Genomic DNA, 23,130 nt, shown 5'->3' with positions numbered 1-23,130 from the left:
CAGGAGATGCCGCCATGTCTGGACTCCTTCGCCTCGTGCCCGGGGCGGCCCTGCTCAGTGCCCCCGCCGCTGCGGGCAACGTCCCCCTCGATCTGACCCACAGCGGGGTCGGGCTCTTCGCCCTCGCCACCTTCGCCCTGGCTTATGCCCTGGTGATGGCCGAGGAGTACCTGAAGCTGCGAAAGTCCAAGCCGGTGCTGGTGGCCGCCGGCATCATCTGGATAGCCATCGGCCTGGTCTATACGGGGCAGGGGCACAGCGAGCTGGTTCAGGCCGGTTTTCGCCACAACCTGCTGGAGTATGCCGAGCTGATGCTCTTCTTGCTGGTGGCCATTACCTATGTGAACGCCATGGAAGACAGGCTGCTGTTCGCCGTGCTGCGGGTACGCCTGGTGCAGGCGGGATTCAGCCTGCGTACGCTCTTCTGGCTCACCGGTTTTCTCGCCTTTTTCATCTCCCCCGTGGTGGACAACCTCACCACGGCGCTGCTGATGTGCTCAGTGGTGCTCAACGTGGCCAACGGGGAGCGCCGCTTCATCAACCTGGCCTGCATCAACATCGTCGTGGCAGCCAATGCGGGCGGCGCCTTCAGCCCCTTTGGCGACATCACCACCCTGATGGTGTGGCAGGCGGGCAAGGTGCCGTTCCAGCAGTTCTTGCTGCTCTTCATCCCCGCCCTGCTCAACTTCTTGGTGCCGGCCACCCTGATGAGCCTGATGGTGCCCCGTCTGGTGCCCGCCATGCCGGGCGAGATGGTGGTGCCAAGGCGCGGCGCTGTTGTCATCGTGCTGCTCTTTGTGCTCACCATAGTGACCGCCGTCGCCTGCCATCACTTCCTGGGGCTGCCCCCCGTGCTCGGCATGATGATGGGGCTGGGCTACCTGCAATTTTTCAGTTTCTATCTGCGAAAGACCCAGCCCGTCACCCTGGCCCGGGCACGGGCGCTGTATGAGCGCACCGGGGACGAGGCCAGGCTGCTGCGTCTGGGCTCGGTGGTGCCGTTCGATGTGTTCAACAAGATTGCCAAGGCGGAGTGGGACACCCTGCTCTTCTTCTACGGGGTGGTGATGTGCGTCGGCGGCCTCGGGTTTATGGGGTATCTGGCGCTTGCCTCCCATTTCCTCTATGACGGTGGCGATCCGACCCTGGCCAACGTCGCCATCGGCCTGCTCTCCGCCCTGATCGACAACATTCCGGTGATGTTCGCCGTGCTCTCCATGGAGCCGCAGATGAGCACGGGGCAGTGGCTGCTGGTGACATTGACCACCGGGGTGGGGGGCAGTCTGCTCTCCGTCGGCTCCGCCGCCGGGGTGGCCCTGATGGGGCAGGCCAGGGGCATGTATACCTTCGTCGGGCACCTCAAGTGGTTGCCTGCCATTTTGCTTGGCTATATGGTCGGCATAGGGGCGCACCTGTGGCTCAACAGCGCCCTGTTTTAGGCAACCCGGTTCCAGGCACCAGGGAGAGGCAGGATGGGACAACTGTTCGAGGCGCTTTTGCCGCGCCATGTCACCTTTATCGAGGGGCAGAAGATCTTCTTCGTCGGCACGGCGGCCGCGAAGGGATCGGTCAATCTCTCCCCCAAGGGCGGGGATTCGCTGCGCGTCCTCGATGCCCACACCCTGGTCTGGCTCAACCTGACCGGCAGCGGCAACGAGTCCGCGGCCCAGGTGCTGCAACAGCCGCGCATGACGGTGATGTTTTGCGCCTTCGAGGGGGCGCCGCTTATCCTGCGAGCCTATGGCCAGGCACGGGTGCTGCACCGCACTGATCCGCAGTGGCCGTCGTTGCTGGCGCTGTTCCCCCCAAGCGTGGCGGCTCGTCAGATCTTCCTGCTGGACATTGAACGGGTCCAGACGTCGTGCGGCATGTCGGTGCCTCTGTATGAGTACCAGGGGGACAGGGAGGATCTTGCCAACTGGTCCGAGCGGCAGGGCCGGGAGGGGATTGAGGCCTACTGGCGCAAGAAGAACCAGCTAAGCCTGGATGGGCTGGAGAGCGAGATCCTGGCGCGCAGCGGGTTGCAGGCCGATGACTGAGGCCTGCGCCCCGATGCAAAAAGCCCTGTCCATGGACAGGGCTTTTTCATTGCAGGGCATCAGGGGACGCGCTTGCCGCTCAGCAGCCAGTAACTGAGGGCCGACCCCAGGCCGCAACCGGCGATGGCGATGGCCATGGGGAGCGGCGATTCGGGGGGATTGAGGTTGACCAGCACCCCCACCAGGGCCCCAAGGCCAAAGCGCAGGGTGCCCGCCAGCGCCGAGGCGGTGCCTGCGGACTGGGGGAAGTGGCCCATCAGGCCGGTCATGGCGTTGGCCCCCACCAGGCTGATGTGGCCGACGAAGAGCACGACAGGGATGACGATGCCCCACAGGCCGCCAGTCTGGCTCCAGGCGTTGTAGATGAGCAGGGCCCCGGCGAGCGGCAGCACGGTCAGGCCGTATCGCAGCATGCGTTCGGCACCCACCCCTTTCACCAGCCGGCTGTTGGCGAAGGTGACCACCATCATCAGCAGGATGTTGAGACCAAAGAGCCAGCCATAGTGCTCGGTCGGCACCTTGAAATACTCGATGTAGACATAGGGGGAGGCGCTCAGGAAGGCGAACATGCCGGAGCTCGACAGGGCGCCGCACAGCACATAGCCCATGGCACCACGGTGGGAGAGCACCCCCCAGTAGTTGCGAAGCACCTGCCCGAGTCGCAGGGGCTGCTTGTGCTCGGGTTTGAGGGTTTCCTCAATCTTCCACTGCATCACCAGGCAGATGAGCAGGCTGATGGCCACCAGCAGCCAGAAGATGACCCGCCAGTCGCTGTGAGCGCTGATATACCCCCCCACCACGGGGGCCATCAGGGGGGCGAGGGTCATCACCAGGATGACGAAGGACATGGCGCGGGAAAACGCATCCTTCTCGAACAGGTCGCGCAGCAGGGCGTTGACCACCACGGAACCCGCGGCGCCCCCTGCGGCCTGCAACATGCGCCAGGCGAGGAGCTCAGGCAGGGAGTCCGCCATGGCGCAGCCCACGGAGGCCACGGCAAACATCGTCAGGCCAGCCAGGATCACCGGCTTTCTGCCGAAGCTGTCGGCGAGCGGCCCGTAAAAGAGCTGGCCGATGGCAAAGCCCCCCAGGAAGGCGCTGATGGTGAGCTGGGCGCCGTCGATGCTGGTAGCCAGATCCCGGGCGATGGCGGGAATGGCGGGCAGATACATGTCCACCGCGAGCGGAGTCAGGCCCGCCAGGGCGCCGAGCAGGATGAAGAGGAAACGGGGGGAGAGGGAGCTGGCTTGGGGCATAGGGTATCCGAGTCGTGGGCTGGGCCGGGTTAAGAGGCAGGTGTTGAGTCTATCAGTTTTGGCGGGCGCGATCAGGTGCATCCTGCCCGATGCCCTTTTGTCTGGTGTGGCGCCAGAGCAGCCAGAGCAGCCAGAGCAGCCAGAGCCAGGCAAGCCATCCGAGCAGGGAGAGGGCATTGCCGGTGCGCTCCGGCCAGCGTGCCGCCAGGGTCAGGGTGAGGCTGTGGTGGCCCGCCGGAACCCAGAGTTGCATCAACCCCTGGCGATTGGCGCTCACCGTCAGCGTCAGGTGCCCGTCGAGGCGGGCCTCCCAGCCGGGGTAATGGTATTGGTGCAGGACCAGCCGGGTCGGCACCCGGGCCTTGATCTCCAGCGCCAGGGCGCGGGGTTGCCAGCGGGTCAGGGTCCAGCTCGCGCCTGGCGGTTCGGCGCTGACGGGCGGCTGGAACTCCTCCTTCCAGGCGAGCAGGGTCGGGGCGAACATGCCCCCCGGCACCTGCCTTGGCCTGTATTCCCGGGCACTGCGCTTGCTGTCGAACTCGAATGCCATGGCTTCCCGTTCGGGGGCCTGGGTGAGGGGGGCGTGACGCACATAGGCCAGGGTGGAGAGGAGGGTCAGCAGAAATACTCCCCACCAGAGCCCCTGCCAGAGACGATGGGGCTGGGTGCCGAGCGCCACCACGGCGACCGTGGCAAGGGCGAGCACCAGGTTGAGCCGCCAGGGAAACTGCACCCGCTGCAAGGGGGGAAGCAGGCTCCAGAGAGGCTGGCTCGGGGGCAGCATCATCAGGAAGGCGACGACGCCGATCGCCCCCCAGCACAGCAGCTCGGGGTGGCGCGGCTCCCGGGCGGCGGCCCAGGCGATGAGCAGCAGGACCAGGGTCAGCATGCTCTGCCACGCCAGGTGACCGCGAAAACGCCAGTCCTCCCAGGCGCTGGGCAGGCGGTCGAGAAAGTTGCGCCTGTAGTCGAACATGCCGCCGCGCATCAGCTCCATGGAGATGGCCCCCTGATCCGCCAGGGCGGGCAGCAGCAGGGCGGCTGCCATGCAAAGCCCCACCCCCTGGGCGCCGAGGGCTTGCCAGCAGGGCGTCAGAGTGCGGGTGCGTCTGGCGAACCAGAAGGCGCGCAAGGTGACCAGCCCCATCATGAGCAAGAGGCTGGGGAGGTGGGAGAAGGCCAGCAGCGCCAGCCCCAGGATCAGCAGGGGCAACCCCTGAGGTCGTCCGCGGTGGGCGAGATCCTGCCCCAGCAGGATAAGGGGAGCCCAGGCGAAGGCCCAGAACTCCGCCAGGGCGAAGCGGGCATAGAGATCCATGGCGACATGATAGGGCAGCGCCAGATAGAGCAGGCTGGCGGCCAGGGCCCGGCCAGGGGGCGTGGTGGCACGCAGCCACAGATAGGCAAACACCCCGGAGAGCAGCAGGGCCAGGGTGGCGCTGCCAAGCAAAGGGTAGATGGCTTGCTGGGGGTGGGCACCGGGCCCGGCAAAGAGGGCGCTGACGTAGTAGGGGAGCGGGGGATAGAAGAAGAAGGTGGGGCTGCCGAAGCCGCCGTTCATGGCCATCAGCCAGCGGGGATAGAGTTCCCCCTGCCAGAGCTGGCGGGCAAAGTAGTGGCCGGAGAGCAGGTGATGAAACAGATCGTGTCCCTGGCTGCCCCCCTGCCACCAGAGCGGCAGCATCAGCAGGGCGCAGGCCAGCAACAGGGCCAGCGCGACCCGGATCCCCTCCCCGGTTCCGCTCGTGTTTCTTTCCATTGCACTGGTTCCTGACAGACCCGGCTGTGAGTGTAGACGAGTCGTGCGATGCCCTCGCAAGCGCCCGGTTCAGCGGGGCAGGGCGAGCCAGAGGCCGGGTTCGGCGTGAAAGCGGGGGGAAAACCAGAGGGTGTCATAAGGGCCTGGTGGCGCCTCTGCCCCCAGGGGGCGGCGGCTGAGGCGGCAGGCCCCCTGGGTGAGCGCAAGGGCGGCATCCCCCCGGTACCAGCCGTCGGTGACGGGCAGGGTTGTGGTTTCCCTAAGCAGCCTCACTCCCCACTGGGTTACCAGCGCCGGGCACGTTTGTTCGGCCAGTCTGGCGGCCCGGGTCATGGCTGGTGCCACCGGTGGGGTGAGGGTGCAGAGCAGCAGCAACAGGGCTCCCAGCATGGCTGGCAGCTCGCCCCGGCGCGGCAGCCAGCCTGCCAGCAGCACGAGGCCAAGCAGGGTGATGGGCGCGAGATGGCGGGGATTGTCCGGGTTCTGGCCAAACAGGGTCCACAGCAGCAGGACGAGCCAGTAGAGGGGCCAGAGCACGGAGGGGGCTGGATTGTGATCCTTTGACCGTAGCCAGAGTGGCAGTACCAGCAAGGCCCCCATCAAGAGGGGCCAGAGCGGGGTGAGCTGCTCGTTGAAGGTATTCGCCCAGCTCAGCAGTCGATCCCCGTGGGCCGCCGCCGTGTTGCCCCAGAGGGTGAAGTGGCCGTCGGTAAAGCGGCGCCCCTCGCCAAAATAGGCCCAGCCATCGGCCTGCCAGACAAACAGCAGGCAAGCTAGCCCCACCAGCGCGATGGGGAGCACAAACCTGACGCGCGTGCCCTGCTGCGCCATCCCCAGCCAAAGGGGCAGCAGGGCCAACACGAAGTAGGAGGGACGCAGCGCCAGCATGAGGCCCAGCAGCAGACCCGCCAGCGCTATCTTGCGCTGTTGCAAAGCCAGGAGCGCGCCCAGCCAGGCGGCCAGCGCCGGCCCGTCTGAGAGGCTGGAAAGAGCGAGCGTCGGGGTGAGCGGCAGGGCCAGCACCAGCAGCCAGACAGGCGCCAGCAGGCTTGGCCGTTGCCACAATCTGGCCGCGAGGAAGGCGGCGAGCGGCGCCAGCAAGCTGCTCCCCAAGAGGCTGGCCCACTGCACCGCGCGGGCCGGTTCGTCCACCGCCAGATTGATCAGCCGCGCCAGCCAGATAAAGGCGGGGTAGCCCGGAAAGTGGGGGGAGAACTCCAGCACGCTGAAGCGCACCACCCCGTGGGCAAAGTTGAGGGCATCGTCGGAATCGAGCGCCACGGGGAAGGTCAGCAGCCAGCCAAGCCAGGCCAGTTGCAGCAGGGCAAGCAAGTAGAGTCGATTGGCGAAGCGTAATCGGCCGTGGTGACGCCCCCCTTCTCCCCTTGCGGGAGAAGGGGTGGGGATGAGGGGGGGCGTCATCATCGATGAGAGGTCATCAAAGCGGTGCCAGCACGGCCATCAGCGCTTTTTCGGCATCGCTAAAGGCAGCGGCGTCGGCGGGCTTGGCTCCCACCCCGAACACCCCAGGGTTGCCGATGGCATCGAGCACCTTGGCCAGCGCCTGTTCGGCGGCCTTGCGATCTCCTTCACTGAGGGAGGGGAGGATCAAATCCAAGAAGCGCTTGCTCTTGACCACCAGAACCTTGGCGGTCTGGTAGTCGCCAAGGTTCTGGCTGGCCCCCTCGAGGCGGCGCTCGATCTCCGCCTTGTAGGCCCGGTTGAGCAGGGCGGCGGTGGCTGCGGCGTCTTTGGCCTTGATGGCGGCCGCGAGCGGTGCCTGCAGCTCGACCTGGTGGTGCTGTTCCAGATAGGTCAGCTCCTCGGCAATCTCGCTCAAGGTGGCGCTGGCATCCTTGCCGTCAGTGGCTGCGCCCAGCAGTGCCTCGCGGGCATCGATCAGCGGCTCCTTGCCGGCGGCGGCGTAGGAGTAAGCCTGCGCCTGCCCGCTCAGGGTCAGCAGCAGGGTGAGGGCGAGTAAACCCGGGCGGATGGTCATCCTGTTCTCCTTACTTATGCCAAGAGGTTATGCCCATGGCGCGGCACTCAGGCCACGCTCTGGGTTTCAATGACGGTATTTTCGTTGCGATGATTGAAGATGGCGTGACGTCTGTCCACCCCGTCGATCACCATGTCTGCGGCCATCATCCCCATCTCCATGGCGGTGTCGGTGAAGATGTAGCGGAATGTCCCCTGACGGCCGGTCATGATGAGGTTGCCTATCGGCATCAGCGCCTTGATGGCTTCGTTGCGGCGGGCCTGATAACCCAGATCCATCAGCGGATAGGCGTATTCACTGCGCGCTTCGAATGTCTCATCGCCGAGCTTCTGGGTATCGACGCCGAGGCTGTCGAGATCGGCGGTGACCCGGCCGCGCAGATCAGAGAGCGGTGCCTGCCAGGTGGCATCCCCCGGATTGCAGGGGATCTCCAGCATCACCGAGGTCTGGCCTTGGGGCGCCATAAAGGGGCTGCGCCGGCGCGGCTCCTGCAGACGGGTCGCCAGAATATGGGGGTCGGAGAGGTACTGCCAGGTGTTGTCCGACAGGTTCTCCTGTTTGAGGGGCATATTGACGAAGCGAAGCGACCGGTAGTGCAGATCACACGGCAAGCCCAGATGCTGGCAGGTGAGCGGCAGCGGCAGGGTGGAGATCACCTGATCAAAGCGCTCGCTCTGCTCCACATTATCTTGTGACCAATACACCCGTTCAATGCGGCCATCAGCCTGCTCGAGACGGGTGATGGTGGCGCCGGTTTTCAGCTCAACCCCTTCGGCCACCAACCGCTCCCCCAGGGTGGTGAAAATCTGGCCGAAGCCATATTTGGGATAGCGGTATTTGCGGGCATAGGTGCGCACCGACATGCTGCCGTTGCGCCTTGGCAGCAGGCGGCGTGCCACGTCTTTGAGATCGATCAGGCTGATGCGCTGGCCGGCCCAGTCGGCGGAGAGCTGGTCCGGGTTGATGCCCCACAACTTGCCGGTGTAGCCCTCGAAGAACTGGCGGTAGAGGGTACGGCCGAAGTGGCTCTGGATCCACTCGGCAAAACTCGCCTTGGCAAAATCGGTGGGTTTCTTGGCAAAGGGCAACAGCAGCAGATCCTTCACCGCCCCGGCCATCAGGGCCAGCGGCGCCGTCTTGAGGAGGTTCGGCAGGTTCAAGGGGTAGTCATAGGTACGCCCGCCAAAGCGGATCACGCTCTTTCGCTCGGCGTGGAGCAGGTCGTCCCCCATCAGCTCGTCGATAAAGGCGAGCAGCTCGGGGTTCTTGGTGATGAAGCGGTGGCCGCCGTAGTCGAAGCGATACTCGCCGTCGCGCCCCTTGAAGGTCTGGGTGGCGCACATGCCGCCCACGACCGGCTCCTGTTCGAACAGGGTGACCGCAAAACCGGCCTGGCGCAGGCGCCAGGCGGCCATCAGACCGGCGGGGCCGGCGCCCAGCACCGCAATGTGCTTCTTGTTGTTGTCGTTCATGAGTGTTCCGAAACGGCGTGATAGCTGGGGGAGCGCGCCTGTGCGCGGCTCCCGAACAGAGTGTGATCCCCGGGCTCAGCCCCTGGTCGGGGCGGCGCTCCCCTGGGGGCGATAGCTGCGATGCCAGAGGGTGACAAAGATGATGAGGTAGCAGGCCCAGGTCAGCAACTGCAGGCCGGCCGGTGAGGCGTTGTAGCCAAACAGGGCGCGCAGGAAGGTGCCGAATACCCCCTGATCGTCGAGGATGTGGCTGATGTTGAAGACCGGCGTTGTCCAGAAGGTGATGACGTCCGCTGCCTGCAACATGTTGACGGCGGACGAGAGCAAGCCTGCGGCGATGATGATGATGAGCAGGCCGGTCCAGCGGAAGAAGGGGGCCAGCGCCACCTTGCGGGTGGAGCGCAGCAGCCCCCACACCAGCACCACAGAGACCAGCAGCCCCGCCAGCGCCCCCATCAGCCCCTGGTGCAGATCCACCCCTTGCCCGGAGTAGACCAGGGCCGAGAAGAAGAGCACGGTTTCAAAGCCTTCGCGCATCACCGCCAGGAAGGCGAGCAGCACCAGACCAAACAGGTTGCCGCCGTCGATGGCGGCATCGATGCGCGCCGTCATGGCCCCCACCTGGGATTTGGCCTGTTTTTGCATCCAGATAGCCATATAGGTGAGCACCAGGGTGGCAAAAATCAGGATCCCCGCCATCAGCAAATGGTTGTAGCGCTCGCTCTCGAACTGGCTCACCACCACCTGGAACAGGAAGGCGACCACAAGGGAGGCGACAAGACCGAGGCCCACCCCCAGATAGATGAACTTGTTGTAGCGGCTCGCCCCCAGCTTGGCGAGGTAGGAGAGGCAGATGCCGACCAGCAGGAAGGCTTCCAGCCCCTCGCGCAGGGTAATGAGAAAACTTGCGAACATCAGGATTGAGGCTCCGTATCGGGCGTGACGGGGAGGGGCTGCAGGGTCAGTTGCAGCCGATTGAGTTGCACTATGGGTGGCTCCGGCAAGCTCGGCTCGGCGGCGCGCACCGCATCATTGACCCACTTGGGGTAGGTGCGGAAATTGAGTCTGATATCGGCCTTGAAGGGCCCCTGGGCATCCGCCGGCAGTGGCCAGGCTTCATCGCGCCAGCCATCGGCCGGGATGCGGGTGTCTTCAAGGAGCTTGGCGTAGCGCCAGAACTTGAGCCCCACCGGCTTGCCTTCGGCATCGCCAAACACTTTTCTAAATAGCCGCGCATCCTCAGGGACGGCGCCGTTCACCGGCTGGCCGCTTTGGAGCACCAGCTTGCCGCTGGCGTCGGTGACGGTCAGCTCCAGCCAGAGTTCACGGAAATCGGCGACCCCGGTGGGCAGGGCGTGGCCGGCGCCGGTATTGGCGACTCTCACCACCAGCGCGGGTTGGCCACTCTGGTTTTCAATGCGGGCCGAGAGGGTGGCGCTGGAGCGCAAGAGCGCCAGGCTCTCCTGCTCGAGGGTTGCACTTCTCAGCCCCACCAGCTGATGCTGGGCGCCGGTAAAGTTGTGGCGATAGAGCCGTTCTTTCACGGTGCCGTTTTCGGTGGACTGGCCCGCCACCGGCGCGCCGCCGTTGCCAGGTGTAGGGTTCATGTGGCAGTCGATGCAGGTGCGCCGTTTGGCAGGATCTTCGGCTTTGGCGAAGCTGGATTTTTCCCACTCATCCCAGGTGTTGACGATATTGGCGCCGGTGCCGGGGGCAAACTCGTTGTGGCACGACTTGCACAGGGCCGCGTCCCGGTAGAAATCCTTCTGGTAGGAGGCCTTGTGCATGGCGGGGCGGGCGTTGATCTGCCGCTCGGCCAGCCAGTGCTGGAGGCTGCCTCCCGGGGCATCTTCGAACACATAGCTCTCGCGGTCTTTCAAATTGACCGTAAAGGCGCTGTTGCCGCCGGCATCCTCGAGCTTGGTGATGCGATGACAGAGCACACAGCCAGTCCCTTCCTCAACCACAGGTTCGCCCGCCTTGTGGGCGGCAATGAGCGAGGCTCCGCCCTGCTCGAACATGTGGGAGCCCTTGGGCAGATCAGTCTGGCCGTTCATCACCTGCTGGGGCATGTGACAGCCCTGGCACCACTGGCCGAAGGCTTCGCCCTCGGTTTCGCGGGCCAATGCCTGCACCACCTTGTAGTAGGGGTGGGAGTTGCCCATCAGCCGGTGGTTGCTCTCGCTCCAGTCCTGGAACGCCTGTTGGTGGCAGTTCTGGCAGGAGGCGGAGTTGAGCCACTCTTTCGGGTGGGTGGTCGGCGCCTTGGCGGGATCCCTGCGCGGGGCATCGAGCCTGAGCCAGTTGGCCAGATAGGGGAGGTTGCCGTCACTGGTCACGAAAGCGTGCAGATCCTCCATCATCGCCTGCACCTCGGGCTGGGGCCTCGCGGGGTCGACCGCTTCTGCCCCATCGCGTGTGTCATGACCCATGCCGCCCTGGGTCTGCTGGGTCATGCGCAGGTATTCGCCGATAAAGTCCCCCGCCACCATGTTGGCGAGGTTGGCGTGGCCGTTGATGGCGTTGTCGCCGCTCTGCTGGCGATGGGCCGCCATCAGATAGCGGTTGGTGAAGTTGAACCCGTCCAGATGGCAGGAGTTGCAGCTCATCCAGTTGTCCCCCGCCATGGGAAAGCGGCTGTTGGCGGCAGTATTACCCAGGTTGAACAATCGTTCACCGCGCTTGAGCGCTGCGGGGCGGGGATCCGTCTCTACCAGTTTGGCGAAGTGGGGCACATCCACGGTGACCCGGGCAAACGGGCCGCTGCCGCCGCTATTGAGGCGGGTGAGATCCTGCCCCATGACGTTGTAGATCAGGATGTGGTCGCCATCGATCAGCAGATCGCGCGGATTCTGGCCCGGCAGGTGACGCAAGAGCTGGGTCGCCTTGGCACCCCCCTGAAACTTCTTGCGGCGGTGGCGGTTGCTGTTCTGCTTGCCGCTGCGCGACAGGTCGAACACCAGCAAGTCTTCGGAACCCGCCAGGGTCAGGTAGACCCGCTTGCCATCGGCGGCGAAGCGCGCCGCGAACGGGTTGGAGACGATCTGGCTGCGGTTGCCGACGCTGGGCAGGTTGATCTGCAAGAAGAGCTGTTTTCTTTCATCGACCCGCTCCTTCTCTTCATCGAGATCGATGATGGAGACGGCCGGGAAGACGGTGCTCTGAAACTGGAAGGGGTGATCGAAACTCCAGAGCACGTGGGGCAGCCAGGCTTCGCTGCCATCGGGGGAGAGGGCGATGCCGTCCAGCAGGCGCGGCAAGCCCTGGGAGTCGCTCGGGGTATCGCTGTGGGTTTCCGCCAGGGTGATGAGCTTGGGCTTGGGGAGGGTAGCGCCCTTCTCAAGTTTGGCGAGATCATAGATGGCGAGCTGGCCTGTCATGGCGTGGGTGAGCAGCAGGCGATCGTCGTTGGTCAATGCCAGCCCGCGGGGAGTCTCGGCGGTTTTTGCATCCAGCTGGAGGTTGCCCGCCCTGTCATAAGCCTGAAGGCGCCCTCCCTCGAACAGCGTGACCCAGAACCAGCGCCGCTTGGGATCGAAGATGACGCCATAGGGCCTATGGCCGGTGGAGATCGCCTTTTCCAGCTCGAGCTCATCATCCAAGAGCAGCAGGCGATCGCCGCTGTAATCGGTGACCAGCAGGGTGCCGTCATCGGCGCGGGCCAGCTGGCGCAGGTCGCCCCCCAGCTGCACCTCGTTGAGGCGCTTGCCAGTGCCCCGCTCGAGCAGGGTGACGGAGCCGGCACTCTGGTTGGCGGTGACGAGGCGCGGGGCGCTCCCCTCGTCATAGGCAATCATGGCGGCGCCCATCTCCTGGGCCGAGGCGGTCACCAGCAGCAGGGCGGCCAACATCAGGGATAACAACAACTTCAACATAAGATCAGGTGCGCCATTTCAAGATGGTCCAGCGCCAGGCGTGGCGCAGCACCAGGGGCGTCAACGCGAGCGCGCTCAGCCAGTGGGCCCAGCTGGCAAGGTTGCCGAGGCTATCCCCCGGGGTGCCGTGCAGCACCAGCACCAGCCCGCTTGCCAGACAGACCAGCAGCAAGGCTTCGATGATGCGGCCGGTGGTGCGCAAAAAAGGCTTGCGGCTCTTGCGCAGCAGGCTGCGATGGGAGAGCCAGAAGGCGCCAAACAGCAAGGGGAACAGGGTGAGCGAGAGGGCGACGTGCAAAAACAGGTTCCAGCGCGCCAGGGACCAGGTCGGTGTCAGGGGTTCCCACAGCAGCAGACCGGAGAAAAACATCAGATAAAGGGCACCCTCGGCCGCCTGATGGTGATAGGCCAGCCATTGCCAGCATTGTCGTGGTGAGAGGGAAAGACTCGTCATGGGTGCTCCAGCTCCCGGGCGGTTCAGCCCGGGGCGAGCAAGTTTACAATGCAGTAAGGGTAATGAAAAGAGTTATCAATTCGGCTCTTGATGAATAGACCCTGAATGGCGCCGGGCCCTATTTGTGCTCCGCCAGCCGCTCGGTCACCGCATAGATAAGTGCCGCGGTGGAGAAGGCGAGGAAGACGATGACCGACCACTTCATCTCGATCTCGTTGCCGGTGCCGTCGTCGAGGAAGGCTTTGAGCACCTCGATGCCGGCGATGGTCACCAGGGAGTTGATGACGATGAGCTTGAGGGACGCGAAGTTGATCTTGCTGAGCCAGTTGTCGCCGAGGGCCGCTCGCTGCTCCGGGGTCTTGATGAACTGCACGTAGCCGCAGATGGCCACCAGGATCAGCATCTGGGCGACCAGCACGAAGTCCACCAGGGTGAGTACCCCCGTGATGAGATCCAGATAGTGGATGTCGATGATGTCGCGGCACAGCACATAGAGCTGCATGGCGAACTTCACCATCAGGAGGGCGACACAGATAAGGATGCAGACATAGAAGGGGAACATCATCAACCGGCTGCCGTTGAGCATGACGTTGAAGCGGCGCATGGGAAACTCCATCGAAAAGGAAGGCAGCCAGAATATCCGGAAAGAAAGGAGCGGGAAAGCGCCTTGGCGCCTCCCGCCCGGCCTAGAGGGGGAAGGTGGGAAGACCCTGGAACAACTGTTGCAACCCCTCGCCCCAGGCCTTTCGCAGCGCCACGAAATGGGGATTCTGTTCGGTGATGCGGTGCAGGTTCTCCGCCGAGAAGCTGCCCTCGTGATAGACCAGGGCATCCAGGGGCAAGCCCACCGACAGATTGCTGCGCAGGGTCGAGTCGATGGAGATGAGGGCGCACTGCAGGGCGGTCTGAAGCGGCGTCTCATGGTGAATGATGCGATCGATGATGGGTTTGCCGTACTTGCTCTCACCAATCTGGAAGTAGGGGGTGTCGGCGCTCGCCTCGATGAAGTTGCCCTCCGGATAGATGTGGAACAGGCGGTGGCGCTCCCCCCGGATCTGTCCCCCCAGCAGGATGTTGCAGCCGAAGTTGATATGGCCCTGCTGCTGACCCCCATCCCGGCTGATGACGGTGCGTATGGTCTGGCCGATGAGGGCGGCAGCCTCGTAGAGGCTGGGGAGGGCAAGCAGTTCCTGCCCCTCCGTCAGCAGGCTGATGACGCTCTGGGTGGTGGCCAGATTGCCCGCGCTTTGCAGCACTATCACCCTGTCCTCCCGGGTGAAGAGGTGCAATTTGCGGAAGGTGGCGATGTGATCCACCCCCGCATTGGTGCGCGAATCGGATGCAAACACCATGCCGTCTTGCAGGCACATGGCGACGCAATAGGTCATGACCGCACTCCCGCCAGGACTCTCCCGGTCTTCATTGCTGCTGTCCATCCAGGCGGGTCACCTGTGCCTGGCTCTGCAACTGTTCGCACCCGCCGCCATAGCGCACGCCGCGCACCGGACAGGCATCCAGATAATCCATGCCGACCGCGAGCTTGAGGTGCTCACTGGTGGAGCTGGTGAGGTTGGTGACGTCGAACGTGTGCCAGCGCTCCTCGATCCACACCTCGGCCCAGGCGTGCATCGCCACGTGGCTGTTGTCCTGGCTGTAGAGGTAACCGCTCACGTACCGGGCCGGCAGGCCGGCGTGGCGGCAGCAGGTCAGGAAGACATGGGTGTGGTCCTGACAGACGCCGCTGCCCGAAGCAAGTGCCTCGTCGGCGCTGAAGGTGGCATCCGTGCTGCCAGGTTGATAGGGCATCAGCACCAGGATGCGTGCCATCAGGCTTTGCAAGTCGGCCAGGGTCGGCTCCTCTGGCAGGCAGGCCTTCGCGAGATCCTGCAGGGCCGGGGTCGGGCGGGTGAGGGGGGTGGGCCTCAGGTAGCTCAGGGGAGAGATGAGGGAGGACTCCTCATCTTCCGGGGCGTCGTCGCAGATCTCCACCTCCCCGTGGGCGCGTATCAGGATCCCCTCGTGGGGGGACTCCAGGCTCAGCACGTGCAGTATGTTGCCGTAACCGTCCGTGGTGCAGGTGGCCTCCCCCGGCAGCTCCAGCTCCCAGGAGAGGATCTGCTGGCGGGCCGTGCTGTGGGGGGTCAGGCGCAGGTACTGGGTGCTGCGGCGCACCACGTCGGCATAGTGGTAGCGGGTCTGGTGATCGATGATGAGTCTCATAATACCTCCAGGTAGGCGGCGTGGATGCTCTGGCCGATGGCGCCGATGTCGCTGAGGAAATCACTCAGGTACTCCTGCATGCCGAGGGCAAAGACATCGTCGATGGCGCCATAGGTCAGATGGGCGTTGAGTATGGTGGTCAGGCGCCGGGGCGTCTGACCGGCGTTGCCCTCGATCTGGGCCAGGATGAGCTCCATCTCGTCGAGGCAGGCCCGCAGGGAGCGCGGCACTTCATTGCGCAGGATCAGCAGCTCGGCGATGGAGGCATGGGAGAGCGTCTTGTAGAGGGTCTGGTGGGCCTCGTAAGCGCCCACTGACCGCAACAGGGCGTTCCAGCGGTAGAACTCGCGCACGCTGTCCTCGTCCTCCCGGATCACCTGATACTTCACGGTCAGGATGCGCGCCGTGTTGTCGGCCCGCTCGATGAAGGTGCCAAGGCGCAGGAACCAGAGCACGTCACCGCGCATGATGGTGCCATAGGTGGCGCCGCGAAACTGGTGGGAGCGTTCCTTGATCCAGTCGAAGAACTCCTGGGCCTGACCGCTGGAGAGGCCCGCCTGGCGGCGCCGGCGGATCTCTATCCAGGCGGCGTTGATGCTCTCCCACACCTCACCGGGGATCTTGCCCCGCACGGCGTGGGCGTTATCCCTGGCCATGCGCAGACAGCTGAAGATGCTGCTCGGGTTCTCCTCGTCGAAGCAGAAAAATTGCAGCAGGTTCTCCATGTTCACCTGGCCGTAGCGGGCCAGGAAGGGCTCGTGAGTGCCGCTGATGGTGAGGGGCGCCACCAGCTCGCTGTGATCGGCGTCGATGGAGGGCATCAGCGACATGGTCTGGGTGACGTCCAGCATGCGCGCCGTGTTCTCCGCCCGTTCCAGGTGGCGGGACATCCAGTAAAGTTCGCTTGCGGTGCGGCTCAGCATGGGCTGCCCTCCATGACCCAGGTGTCCTTGGTGCCACCACCCTGCGAGGAGTTGACCACCAGGGAGCCTTCGGTGAGGGCGACCCGAGTCAGGCCGCCCGGTACTAGGCGCAGCTCCTGCCCCGTGAGAACGAAGGGGCGCAGATCGATGTGGCGAGGGGCGATGCCGGCGTCGACGAAGGTCGGGCAGGTGGAGAGGGAGAGGGTCGGCTGGGCGATGTAGTTGTCCGGCCGCGCCTTGAGCAGCTCGCGAAAACGGGCCAGCTCCTCGCGACTGGCGCAGGGGCCGATAAGCATGCCGTAGCCGCCGGCGCCATGGACCTCCTTGACCACCAGCTCCTCCAGATTGGCCAGCACGTGGGAGAGGGCAGCCGGCTCGCGGCACTGCCAGGTGGGCACGTTGTTGAGAATGGGATCTTCCCCCAGATAGAAGCGGATCATCTCCGGCACATAGGGGTAGATGGACTTGTCATCCGCCACCCCGGTGCCGATGGCATTGGCCAGCACCACGCCGCCGGCGCGGTAGACCGAGAGCAGCCCGGGCACGCCGATGAGGGAGTCCGGGTTGAAGGCGAGGGGATCGAGGAAGTCGTCGTCGATGCGGCGATAGATGACATCCACCCTTTTCAGCCCCGTGGTGGTGCGCATCAGCACCTGACCATCCTTGACCACCAGATCCGCGCTCTCCACCAGCTCCACCCCCATCTGCTGGGCGAGGAAGCTGTGCTCGAAGTAGGCGCTGTTGAAGCGTCCTGGTGTCATCACCACCACGCAGGGGTTGTCCACCGGGCTGCTCTCGCGCAGGGTCTGCAGCAACAGGGCCGGGTAGCGCTCCACCGGGGCGATGGGCTGGTTGTGAAACAGCTCCGGGAAGAGGCGCATCATCATCTTGCGGTTCTCCAGCATGTAGGAGACCCCGGAGGGGGTGCGCAGGTTGTCCTCCAGCACATAGTACTCACCGTCGTGGTTGCGGATGATGTCGACCCCGGTGATGTGGACATAGGTGTCCCGGTGCAGGTCGACCCCCTGCATGCAGGGCTGGTACTGGGCATTGGTGAGGATCTGGGCGGCCGGGATCACCCCCGCCTTCAGGATGCGCTGATCGTGATAGATGTCGTGCAGAAAGGCATTGAGGGCGGTGACGCGCTGGCGGATCCCCTTGTCCAGATGTTGCCACTCCCGGGCGGGAATGATGCGGGGAATGCTGTCGAACGGGATGAGGCGCTCGGCGCCGTCCCCGTCTCCGTAGACGTTGAAGGTGATGCCGACCCGGCGAAACAGCAGGTCGGCCTCTTCACGCTTGCGCTCTATGCTCTTCTCGTCGGTCTGGTGCAGCCACGAGAGGTAGGCGTGGTAATGATCGCGAAACTGGTTGTCGGTGAGCAGCATCTCGTCGTAACAACCGGGTCCGGGGGGCTTGATGGGCAGCATAGGCAACTCCTTGTGACGTCCCTGCGTACATCACAAAGTGCAAGGGCTGTGCCAGCCAATTGAGTCGCTATCGAGGCCAGTGTCAGTAATTTTTTATTGAAAAATCATATGGATGACTTTTATGTCATCAAGGGGCAAGGCAGGGCGCACCAGAGTGGTACCCCATAGAGGGTAAGCCTGCGCCATCTTGTGGCAACAGGCCATGAGAGCAAGGGACGGGCGCATAGGGATGCGGGGGGAAGGCGAGCGCCCTTGCCCCGAGGTGGGGCAGGGGGATAAGAAAGAACCCGACCGATGGCCGGGCTTGGGGTGATTCAGGCACCGGGAGTGGAGGGGGGCCTGCTGGCCCCAACGTTCAACCTTCTGGCTGGGGATCATGCAGGGACGGGGCCAGGGCAAACCAGGCCGAAGCCAGGTCCGGGCTGCCCAGCGGCGTCGCGGCCATGAGGTCACGAACGTCAAACTCGTCCGGCACGCTGGCGGCGTGATGTTCCCAGACATGATCCAGCGTGGCTTCCTGCCGTGCGGGCAGGGCGGCAATCTCGGCGGGGCTGCAAAGCCCGTGGTGCAGGAGCTGGGGAGCATAATCGAGCATGAGCTGCTCCCGGCAGGCCGTGCGGATGTCGTCCCTGCTCCCCAAGTGACGCAAGGCTTCCAGGTTGCCAGCAAGCCAGCCGAGGCGGGCTGCTTCACAGCCGAGGTCGTGCCAGGCGGCCAGTTTGTCCGTCGCGTCGGCCAGTTGCTGATTCATCTGTCGGCGCATCCGCAGCAGCAGTTGGCCCAGGGGGGGGCCGTCATCCAGGGATTCATCAGGCCAGGCCAGAATATCCTTCGCCACCTTCATCAGGACGGGCATGCTGTCTCCCTCGGCGGTGCCGACCAGATCGCACAGTTGAAGGGTAGGGGCGATGCGATTTCGCAGGAATTTTCCCTGGGCACCACACCGCTGCATGCAGTGTTGCAGAGAGGTTCGCATCAGTTCGACGGCGACGGCCTTGACCAGGCCTGCGTCGGTCTGAAAGCGGGAGGAGTGCCGTCCATCCGGCAAATGTCGTTGCTTTATCTCTTCGTACAGCGCCATGGCGGCCAGCCCCGTCACATAGGCACGAGTCAGTATCCGGCGGTGCAGGGCATGGTGCGCCAGCGGTATGACCCGCCCGTTGTGGGCGTGCAGCGGTCGTTGCTGCGCGTAGTGAATGGCCAGTGCGAGGCTCAGTTTCAAGCCGGGGATCAGGGAGGCGGTCAGCACCAGTTTTCCCCACTCAACACGGCGCAGGGAGCTGAAGAAAATGTCGCGTTGGCTGGCAAGACGAGAGTGAAAGACGCCCCCTGCACTGATGTCGTGCTCATGACCCCTGAGCCATGCCCAGCGGGGGAGTGTCACCTGCTCGAAGGTGATGATGGCGTGATCCACCACGTCGAAGTAGGGGAGATCGAGCACGTCCGGGTTGGAGACGCTGACCCCCTGACACAGTGCACCACGGGCGTCCCGGCAGGGCACCAGAAAGGGATGAATGCCGCAGTCTTGCTTGCCGACCCACAATCTGGCCATCACCACGCTGCTCTTGGGTTGCCCTTCCAGGGCGATGTAGGGCATGAACTTGGCGGCATACCGATGGGGCGTATGGAGGATAAAACCGTCAGTGGCACAGTCGTAGCGGACTTCGGTTGCCATGCTCATGGCATTGTTGCCACAACCGAGCTCGGTGACCAGATAGAGCCCGTGAGTGCGCAAGGCCAGAGCCTCTTCAATCTGACCGATGATCTCCGGATGGTGCCGATCCCCCAGCTCCAGCAGCGTGCCGAGATAGAGATTGTAATGACTGGCCAGCAAGGGGCAGAGCCCCCCTTGCCGGGTCAGGCAGGGAGACTCCATCAGGGTGAGGAGGGGGGCCAGGTCGTCAACGATATCCTCTTGCCCGAGTGCAGCCGTGCTGGCGACAGTGTGGAAAATCCGGTAGATGGCCCGGGTCCGTTGTGCCTTCTCGAGATGATGGAGATCGGGGAACAGGGTGTCGTTGAGTGCCAGGGCATGCAGGCGACTGGCCAGTGAAGCAGGGTGTGACATGATGGCTCCTTGACTGGATAGATCCAAATGGTCCTTTTTGAATCAATCATAGTCTTTGGGATCTCTGTGACACCCTGGTGACGCGCCTAGGGACGAGTAAGGGTCGTCATCGAAGGCCATGGGGAATCAGGAAAGCAAGCAGGTGGCGGTTTGGCGCGCCATCGGGCAGGGGGCCGTGGACAGGCCCGGAAGAGCAGATATGAAAAAGCCCAGCCAAAAGGCTGGGCTTTAAAATGTGGCTCCCTCGACAGGACTTGAACCTGTGACATACGGATTAACAGTCCGCCGTTCTACCGACTGAACTACGAGGGAATTGGCTCCTCCTACTGGACTTGAACCAGTGACATACGGATTAACAGTCCGCCGTTCTACCGACTGAACTAAGGAGGAATAGCCTGTCTCGTCGAGACGGGGCGGATATTAATGGCCCATCTCCTGGGTGTCAACCCGCCTGTCGGCGTAAAAAATGGCTTTTTGGCCCGTTTGCCCAAAACTTGGGCAACGCGGACTATTTTCAGCACAATCAGGAGCTTGAGATCGCGCCTCCGGTCGGGTTGTGCCTGCTTGGTATCCTGATTCCCGCATACTGCCAGGAGGAGGCGTGGTGTCGTTCATCCGCAGAGTACCGTGCCCGGGGAAACCTGCCGTGGCGGGAAACGGCGTTGATATTCGGGGTGTCACCGACAATATTGCGCGCTCATGGCCATTTCTTGATCCTGCCCATCGAATTATCTGGCCGGGTCGGGTATGGTTGCCTTCGATACCATCGCCGTGTCGACAGCTCTGCCGGCCCTTGATGATGATCGGGTGCCGGTTCACCCCGGCCTTTGTCTCCCTCTTCTGGTATTACCCTAGACATGCACAATCAAGCTTCCTTACAAGGCGTGAAGCTGGCCATCGCATTGCGCCAATCCTGCATTGACGAACCCTACAGCGTGGCCCGCTTTGGCCGCGACCTCATCGCCGGCATCACGGTCGGCATCATCGCCATTCCCCTTGCCATGGCACTGGCCATCGCCAGTGGGGTGCCGCCCCAGCACGGGCTCTATACCGCCATCATCGCCGGCATCGTCATCGCCGTGACCGGGGGATCCCGCTTCTCCATTTCGGGCCCCACTGCCGCCTTCGTGGTGATCCTCTACCCGGTGGCCCAGCAATTCGGCGTCGGGGGCCTGTTGATGGCCACCCTCATCTCGGGCTGTTTCCTGGTAGCCATGGGCATGGCGCGTCTCGGGCGCCTCATCGAGTACATTCCCCCCTCGGTGACCCTGGGGTTCACCGGTGGTATCGCCATCGTCATCGCCACCCTGCAGATCAAGGATTTCTTCGGCCTGCAGGTCCTGGAGATGCCGGAAACCTATCTGGGCAAGGTACAGGCGCTGGCCCATGCCCTGCCAAGCTGGCAGTGGGGGGACACCCTCGTCGGGGTGGCGACGCTGGCGGTGCTGCTGCTCTGGCCGAGATTGCGCCTGCCGGTACCCGGCCATCTGCCCGCCGTGCTGGTGGGGGTGGGACTCGGGTTTGGTCTGCACCAGTTCGGGGTGGACGTCGCCACCATTGGCAGCAAGTTCAGCTATACCCTGGCCGATGGAACCCAGGGCATGGGCATTCCCCCCATCGCCCCGACCCTGGTGATGCCCTGGGCGCTGCCGGGGCCGGACGGGGCGCCGGTTGAGTGGAACCTCGCCGCCATCGAGCGGCTGCTGCCCGCCGCCTTCTCCATGGCAATGCTGGGGGCCATCGAATCCCTGCTCTGCGCCGTGGTGCTCGATGGCATGACGGGTCGCAAGCACAGCTCCAACGGCGAGCTGGTGGGGCAGGGCCTTGGCAACATCCTGGCCCCCTTCTTCGGTGGCATCACGGCGACGGCCGCCATCGCGCGCTCCGCCGCCAACGTGCGGGCCGGTGCCACCTCGCCCATTTCCGGTATTGTCCATGCGTTGGTGGTGCTGGCCGCCATCCTGGTGCTGGCTCCCTGGCTCTCCTGGTTGCCGCTCTCTGCCATGGCCGCCCTGTTGCTGCTGGTGGCCTGGAACATGAGCGAGGCCCACAAGGTGGTGGATCTGGTGCGCCGGGCGCCCAAATCCGATGTACTGGTGCTGCTGGTCTGCCTGTCGCTGACCGTCATCTTCGACATGGTCATCGCCATCACCTTCGGGGTGATCCTGGCGTCACTGCTGTTCATGCGTGAAATCGCCAAGATGACCAGGCTGCACAACCTGGCGGATCACAAACGCTATGCCAGCGAGGTGTTCCCCTCGACCCTTGTCTACAAGATCAACGGACCGTTGTTCTTTGCCGCCGCCGAGCGGGTCTTTGACGAATTGCTTGCCCAGGTGAAGGACCACAAGGAGTTGATCCTGCAAATGGAGGCGGTCTCCATCCTGGATGCTGGCGGTCTCACCGCCTTCCAGCAGTTCGCAAAACGCATGGCCAAGGCGGGGGTCCGTCTCAAGGTGGCTGAATTGCAATTCCAGCCTCTCAAGACCCTGGCGCGGGCCAAGGTGCGTCCGGTGGCGGGAGAGCTGGAGTTCTACGGCTCGCTGGAAGAGGCGATTCGAGGAGAACATTTGCACGAAGCGGTTGAAAATTGATGGAAAGGGATAGGAAATGGCATATTTTTAGTCACTTGGTTCGCTTATTGAGCAAACAGTGGCAAAAGATAAAAAATTGCATTGACCGCCTCGCGCCTATCCCTTACATTACGCCCCGTTCCAGCGCAACGGCGCAGCGAATTCGTGTTGGCTGAACACGTTAAAGCACAGACCAAAATTGGGTGCGGTGTCCGAGTGGCTGCCCACCGACGAAGTCGGCAAGATGCACGCGCAGCGTGCTCCGAAAGCCACTTCAAGCAGTGAAAATTTGGTGAGGTGTCCGAGTGGCTGAAGGAGCACGCCTGGAAAGTGTGTATACGGCAACGTATCGAGGGTTCGAATCCCTCCCTCACCGCCAAATTGCAAAAAACCGACCTCATGGTCGGTTTTTTGCTTTGGGGAAGCGTCATCAGCTCATCTCGAAGAGGGGGGTGAGAACCCTCGCCGGGTTCGAGCAGAGCAGCTTGCTGCGATGAACGGCCGCAGGCCGCCCCGAAGGGGTGAGCCACGCAGTGGCGAATCATCCCTCCATCACCGGATAAAACAAAAGGCCCGTCGAAAGACGGGGCCTTTTGTTTTATCCGGTGATGGGCGGCTCGGTTCGGGCCCAGGTTCGAGAGGCGGGCAGGATCGCCCGCATGGACGGCCAGAGGCCGTCCGCAGGGCGAGCGCCAGGGACGGCGCGAGTCGCTCCTGACCCATCCTCAGATGTCAGAACCGGCCAGATGGTCGGTTTTTTGCTTTGGGGAAGCATTTTCCGCTCATGTGGAAGAGGAAGGGGGGAGGGCCCTCGTCGGGTTCAAGCAGAGCAGTTTGCCGGGATGAACGGCTGCAGGCCGTCCCGAAGGGGTGAGCCACGCAGCGGTGAATCATCCCGCCCATACAGCCAACTAAAACAGAAGGGCCGTCGCGAGACAGGCCCTTTTGTTTGGCGCTGTCCCAATTACATGTTGAAAGGCTAACCTTGAAGTAGGTCATCACCCTGAGGGCCTCCATAATGGATACCCAAGCCTTTCAACATCTACTGTCTCTCTTTCCACA

17 protein-coding genes, 3 tRNA genes and 1 other RNA gene are annotated in these 23,130 nt (G+C 63.7%); 5 read left to right on the top strand and 16 right to left on the bottom strand.

The window, feature by feature from the left end; genetic code table 11:
• Window positions 1-14: 14 nt before the first annotated feature.
• Entirely contained in the window at window positions 15-1,439 is a 1,425-nt protein-coding gene (gene nhaD / locus ACB037_RS00105) for a sodium:proton antiporter NhaD (RefSeq protein ID WP_371174733.1), read from the top strand.
• Between the two features lie 33 nt (window positions 1,440-1,472).
• Window positions 1,473-2,039 (top strand): pyridoxamine 5'-phosphate oxidase family protein, encoded by a 567-nt coding sequence (locus ACB037_RS00100; RefSeq protein WP_119197739.1) that lies wholly within the window; start codon window positions 1,473-1,475, stop codon window positions 2,037-2,039.
• Between the two features lie 59 nt (window positions 2,040-2,098).
• Here the strand turns inward: ACB037_RS00100 and ACB037_RS00095 are convergent, their stop codons facing one another.
• The 16 genes from ACB037_RS00095 to ACB037_RS00020 form a co-directional block, all read right to left on the bottom strand.
• Complete coding sequence (locus ACB037_RS00095; RefSeq protein WP_371174732.1) at window positions 2,099-3,295, bottom strand: Bcr/CflA family multidrug efflux MFS transporter; 1,197 nt, start codon at window positions 3,293-3,295, stop codon at window positions 2,099-2,101.
• A 52-nt stretch (window positions 3,296-3,347) separates the two neighbouring features.
• The gene (locus ACB037_RS00090; protein ID WP_371174731.1) at window positions 3,348-5,054 is read right to left on the bottom strand and encodes a 6-pyruvoyl-tetrahydropterin synthase-related protein; all 1,707 of its coding nucleotides are present in this window, start codon (window positions 5,052-5,054) and stop codon (window positions 3,348-3,350) included.
• Between the two features lie 69 nt (window positions 5,055-5,123).
• Complete coding sequence (locus ACB037_RS00085) at window positions 5,124-6,386, bottom strand: hypothetical protein (RefSeq protein WP_371174930.1); 1,263 nt, start codon at window positions 6,384-6,386, stop codon at window positions 5,124-5,126.
• A 106-nt stretch (window positions 6,387-6,492) separates the two neighbouring features.
• Entirely contained in the window at window positions 6,493-7,053 is a 561-nt protein-coding gene (locus tag ACB037_RS00080) for a hypothetical protein (RefSeq protein ID WP_371174730.1), read from the bottom strand.
• 47 nt (window positions 7,054-7,100) lie between these two features.
• Window positions 7,101-8,525: an NAD(P)/FAD-dependent oxidoreductase gene (locus ACB037_RS00075; protein WP_371174729.1), complete on the bottom strand. Its 1,425-nt coding sequence runs from the start codon at window positions 8,523-8,525 to the stop codon at window positions 7,101-7,103.
• A 75-nt stretch (window positions 8,526-8,600) separates the two neighbouring features.
• Window positions 8,601-9,440 (bottom strand): FTR1 family protein, encoded by an 840-nt coding sequence (locus ACB037_RS00070; RefSeq protein WP_042863684.1) that lies wholly within the window; start codon window positions 9,438-9,440, stop codon window positions 8,601-8,603.
• Window positions 9,440-12,400 (bottom strand): YncE family protein, encoded by a 2,961-nt coding sequence (locus ACB037_RS00065; RefSeq protein WP_371174728.1) that lies wholly within the window; start codon window positions 12,398-12,400, stop codon window positions 9,440-9,442. The genes ACB037_RS00070 and ACB037_RS00065 overlap by 1 nt, the downstream gene beginning before the upstream one ends.
• 4 nt (window positions 12,401-12,404) lie before the next feature.
• Entirely contained in the window at window positions 12,405-12,854 is a 450-nt protein-coding gene (locus tag ACB037_RS00060) for a hypothetical protein (protein WP_103261862.1), read from the bottom strand.
• A 118-nt stretch (window positions 12,855-12,972) separates the two neighbouring features.
• Entirely contained in the window at window positions 12,973-13,458 is a 486-nt protein-coding gene (locus ACB037_RS00055; RefSeq protein WP_010674393.1) for a YqhA family protein, read from the bottom strand.
• Between the two features lie 82 nt (window positions 13,459-13,540).
• On the bottom strand, window positions 13,541-14,242 hold the full coding sequence (locus ACB037_RS00050; RefSeq protein ID WP_049636757.1) for a peptidase: 702 nt from the start codon (window positions 14,240-14,242) through the stop codon (window positions 13,541-13,543).
• 31 nt (window positions 14,243-14,273) lie between these two features.
• Window positions 14,274-15,074, bottom strand: a complete 801-nt coding sequence (locus ACB037_RS00045; RefSeq protein ID WP_010674395.1) for a transglutaminase family protein — start codon at window positions 15,072-15,074, stop codon at window positions 14,274-14,276.
• Window positions 15,071-15,997, bottom strand: a complete 927-nt coding sequence (locus ACB037_RS00040) for an alpha-E domain-containing protein (RefSeq protein WP_010674396.1) — start codon at window positions 15,995-15,997, stop codon at window positions 15,071-15,073. Before ACB037_RS00040 ends, ACB037_RS00045 begins: the two co-directional genes overlap by 4 nt.
• Complete coding sequence (locus ACB037_RS00035) at window positions 15,991-17,427, bottom strand: circularly permuted type 2 ATP-grasp protein (protein ID WP_010674397.1); 1,437 nt, start codon at window positions 17,425-17,427, stop codon at window positions 15,991-15,993. The genes ACB037_RS00040 and ACB037_RS00035 overlap by 7 nt, the downstream gene beginning before the upstream one ends.
• A 355-nt stretch (window positions 17,428-17,782) precedes the next feature.
• Window positions 17,783-19,495 carry a hypothetical protein gene (locus ACB037_RS00030; protein WP_371174727.1) on the bottom strand — a complete coding sequence of 571 codons (1,713 nt, stop codon included), beginning with the start codon at window positions 19,493-19,495 and terminating at the stop codon, window positions 17,783-17,785.
• 236 nt (window positions 19,496-19,731) lie between these two features.
• A tRNA-Asn gene (locus ACB037_RS00025) sits at window positions 19,732-19,807 on the bottom strand.
• Between the two features lie 2 nt (window positions 19,808-19,809).
• A tRNA-Asn gene (locus tag ACB037_RS00020) sits at window positions 19,810-19,885 on the bottom strand.
• A gap of 467 nt (window positions 19,886-20,352) precedes the next feature.
• On the opposite strand from ACB037_RS00020, the gene dauA reads away from it, so the two are divergent.
• The 3 genes from dauA (at window position 20,353) to ACB037_RS00005 (ending at window position 22,629) form a co-directional block, all read left to right on the top strand.
• Window positions 20,353-22,089, top strand: a complete 1,737-nt coding sequence (gene dauA, locus ACB037_RS00015; protein WP_128344552.1) for a C4-dicarboxylic acid transporter DauA — start codon at window positions 20,353-20,355, stop codon at window positions 22,087-22,089.
• 270 nt (window positions 22,090-22,359) lie between these two features.
• A tRNA-Ser gene (locus ACB037_RS00010) sits at window positions 22,360-22,447 on the top strand.
• A gap of 53 nt (window positions 22,448-22,500) precedes the next feature.
• A non-coding RNA gene (locus ACB037_RS00005) (RtT sRNA) lies at window positions 22,501-22,629 on the top strand.
• Window positions 22,630-23,130 lie beyond the last annotated feature (501 nt).

It is taken from the genome of Aeromonas sp. S19(2024) (genome assembly GCF_041402625.1).
Lineage (GTDB): Bacteria > Pseudomonadota > Gammaproteobacteria > Enterobacterales > Aeromonadaceae > Aeromonas > Aeromonas caviae.
The sequence above is the reverse complement of the archived record's forward strand: the minus strand, read 5'-3'. Positions and strand labels throughout refer to the sequence as shown.